Genomic DNA, 2,939 nt, shown 5'->3' on the forward strand with positions numbered 1-2,939 from the left:
ATTTGTGCGAGCGTCGGCCGGGGTGCGGCAGGAGCGCGGCCAGGTCCGCAGCCTCGAGGCGCCGCAACTCGGGACCGGCCAGCGCGTCCTCGATGCCTATCGGGATGATCCGAAGCCGGCCGCAGAAGTCCGCGCCGGGGTCGGCGAGCAGGCCGGCCTTCGCGGCGCCGAAGCTGACGGTGACGTCGGCGGCCAGCACGGGGGCGTGCGCCTCGCCGGTGTCAGCGTCGACGCCGCTGGGGATATCGCAAGCCACCACGAGCCCGCGGCGGGTGTGCAGGCGTTGGAGTTCTTCGAACAGAGTTGCCGCGGCGCCGCGCAGGCCGCCCTGGGCGCCGGTTCCCAGGACCGCGTCAATCACGACGTCGGATCGTGCGGCGTCCGCGGCCAGCTCCCCGGCGTTGCCCCCAGTCAGGGCCGCGTCCCGGCCGCCGGCGGCGCGGAAGGCCTCCAGTCCGGCCCGGTGGGCTTGCCCGGCGGTGAGAATCGCTGTCGTCCGCAGGCCACGGCGGGCCAGCAGCGCCGCCGCGTAGAGGCCGTCGCCGCCGTTGTTGCCCTTGCCGGCGAGGACGGTGACGCTGGAACCGTAGGGCCGCAATCCCCGGTCCCGCAGTTCGCGGATCACGGTATTGGCCAGGCCGTAGGCGGCGCGTTGCATGAGAACAGCGCCCATACCGGTGTCCGCATTTGCCTCGATAAGCCGCTGTTCGACTTCTCGGATGTGGGTCCCGGTATAAGCGCTGATCATGGTGCCTAGCCCTCGGCGATCACCGTGGCGGTGGCGATGCCGCCGTCGTGGCTGATCGAGAGGTGCCAGCGTTTGACGCCCTTCGATTCGGCCACGGCCAGAACCGTATCCTTGACCTGGACCGTGGGGCCGTGTTGGTCCAGACCGATCCAGCAGTCCTGCCAGTTCATGCCTGCGGGGGCGCCCAGCACCTTGGCCACCGCCTCCTTGGCGGCGAACCGCGCGGCCAGGGATCGGGTGTTCAGGTCCCGTTCGGCGGGCACGAACAATCTGTCCCGCAGCCCGGGGGTGCGCTCCAGCTGCCGGCCGAACCGCTCGATGTCTACGACGTCTACGCCGATACCAACAATCATGGCGGCTATTCTACGGTCACGCTCTTGGCCAGGTTCCGCGGCTGGTCCACGTCGTAGCCCTTCGCGCTGGCGAGGGCGAGCGCGAAGATCTGCAGCGGCACGGTGGACAGCAGGGGTGCCAGCAGCGTCGGCGTCGGCGGGATGTAGAAGACGTGCTCGGCGTAGGCCTTCACCGCTTCATCGCCCTCTTCCGCGATGACGATCGTCTTGGCGCCGCGGGCCCGCACTTCCTGGATGTTGGAGACAACCTTCGCGTGCAGCGAATCCCGGCCGCGGGGCGAGGGGACGATCACGAAGACGGGCTGGCCTTCTTCAATCAAGGCGATCGGGCCGTGCTTGAGCTCGCCGGCGGCAAACCCTTCGGCGTGGATGTAGGCGAGCTCTTTCAGCTTGAGGGCGCCTTCCATGGCGACCGGGAAGCCGACGTGGCGGCCCAGGAAGAGCACCGATTTGGCGTTCGCCATCTCGACGCCGAGGTCCTTGATCTCGTCTTCGTGGTCGAGAATCTCCTGGATCTTCGCCGGAATCTTGCCGAGGTCCGCGAGCACGTCCTTGATCTCGCCCTGGAACATGTTGCCGCGCAGCTGTGCCAGGTAGAGGCCCAGCAGGTAGGCGGCGGTGATCTGGGCCAGGAAGGCTTTCGTGGATGCCACCGCGATTTCCGGGCCGGCGTGGGTGTACAGCACGGCGTCCGACTCACGCGGAATCGTAGATCCGTTGGTGTTGCAGATGGAGATGGTCTTCGCGCCCTGTTCCTTGGCGTAGCGGACGGCCATCAGCGTGTCCATCGTCTCGCCGGACTGGGAGATGGAAACCACCAGGGTGTTCTCATCGACGATCGGGTCCCGGTACCGGAATTCGTGCGAGAGCTCCACCTCGGTGGCGATCCGGCACCAGCGTTCGATCGCGTATTTAGCGACCTGACCGGCGTATGCGGAGGTGCCGCAGGCAAGCACGATGATCTTGTCGATGTGCTTCAGCAGTTCGGGGTCGATCCGCATCTCATCGAGGGTCAGCTTGCCTTCGAGATCCGACCGGCCCAGCAGAGTCTGCGCGACCGCGTCGGGCTGATCGTGGATTTCCTTTTCCATGAAGGACGGGAAACCGCCCTTTTCCGCGGAGGCCGGATCCCAGTCGACGTGGTACTCCTTGCCCGCGGCCGGGGCGCCGAAGAAGTCCGTGATGTCCACAGAGTCGGCGGTGATGGTGACGATCTGGTCCTGGCCCAGTTCCACGGCCCGGCGGGTGTAATCGATGAAGCCGGAGACGTCGGAGCCGAGGAAGTTCTCACCGTCACCCAGGCCCACCACCAGCGGGGAGTTGCGCCGGGCGGCCACGACGACGTCGGGCTGGTCCGCGTGCACTGCCAGCAGCGTGAAGGCGCCTTCCAGGCGCTGGCAGGCAAGCTGCATCGCCTTGGTCAGTCCGCCGTTGGAATTGTCGCCGCCGAGCTGGGTCCGGTAGATGTGGCCGAGAAGGGCCGCGGCCACTTCGGTGTCCGTCTCCGAGAGGAAAGTCACTCCTTCATTGAGGAGCTCCAACTTCAGTTCGGCGAAATTTTCGATGATGCCGTTGTGGATCAGCGCCAGCTTGCCGCCATCGGACAGGTGCGGGTGCGCGTTCTGGTCCGTGGGGCCGCCGTGCGTGGCCCAGCGGGTGTGACCGATCCCGGTCATAGCCTCGGGCAGCGGGTTGGCCTCGAGCTCGCCGATCAGGTTGCTCAGTTTCCCTGACTTCTTGCGGGACTCAATGGTGCCGTCAGCCACCACCGCGATCCCGGCGGAGTCGTAGCCGCGGTATTCCAGGCGCCGCAGCCCTTCCAGGACGACGTCCAAGGC

The 2,939-nt window shown here is 67.1% G+C and carries 3 protein-coding genes; all 3 read right to left on the reverse strand.

The genetic code is table 11. The features are described 5' to 3' along the window. Positions 1-748: NAD(P)H-hydrate epimerase (locus tag AB4Y86_RS15845; RefSeq protein ID WP_441403144.1), on the reverse strand; the 748-nt coding region annotated here is incomplete at its 3' end. Positions 749-753: 5 nt separating this feature from the next. Continuing rightward, positions 754-1,101, reverse strand: coding sequence for a holo-ACP synthase (locus AB4Y86_RS15850; RefSeq protein WP_441403145.1), 348 nt, complete (start codon positions 1,099-1,101; stop codon positions 754-756). A 5-nt stretch (positions 1,102-1,106) separates the two neighbouring features. Next, positions 1,107-2,939, reverse strand: a 1,833-nt coding sequence (gene glmS / locus AB4Y86_RS15855) for a glutamine--fructose-6-phosphate transaminase (isomerizing) (protein WP_441403146.1), incomplete at its 5' end; no start/stop codon positions are given.

The sequence above is a fragment of the Arthrobacter sp. 2YAF22_2 genome (genome assembly GCF_052114645.1).
GTDB lineage: Bacteria > Actinomycetota > Actinomycetes > Actinomycetales > Micrococcaceae > Arthrobacter.

Excerpts from the sequence above, each read along its gene's own strand:
- AB4Y86_RS15850 (WP_441403145.1), bottom strand. The coding sequence starts at position 1,101 with ATGATTGTTGGTATCGGCGTAGACGTCGTAGACATCGAGCGGTTCGGC.